Genomic DNA, 261 nt, shown 5'->3' with positions numbered 1-261 from the left:
CTCGATCTCCGACCCGATGTTCCAGACCGGCACCCCGGAAACCGACCGCCAGTTCCTGCGCAACCTGATCGCCTACTACTGCGTGCTGGAAGGCATCTTCTTCTACTGCGGCTTCACCCAGATCCTCTCCATGGGCCGCCGCAACAAGATGACCGGCACCGCCGAGCAGTTCCAGTACATCCTCCGCGACGAGTCGATGCACCTGAACTTCGGTATCGACGTGATCAACCAGATCAAGATCGAGAACCCGCACCTGTGGGA

Annotated in this window: 1 protein-coding gene; it reads left to right on the top strand. The window is 59.8% G+C overall.

The features are described 5' to 3' along the window. A partial coding sequence (locus ACLJNW_RS26105; RefSeq protein WP_410961490.1) for a ribonucleotide-diphosphate reductase subunit beta occupies positions 1 to 261 on the top strand: 261 nt, incomplete at both ends.

Origin of the sequence: Salmonella sp. SAL4457 (assembly GCF_046548235.1) — a bacterium.
Lineage (GTDB): Bacteria > Pseudomonadota > Gammaproteobacteria > Enterobacterales > Enterobacteriaceae > Salmonella > Salmonella enterica.
Note: the sequence above shows the minus strand (reverse complement) of the source record. Positions and strands in the feature narration are given on the sequence as shown.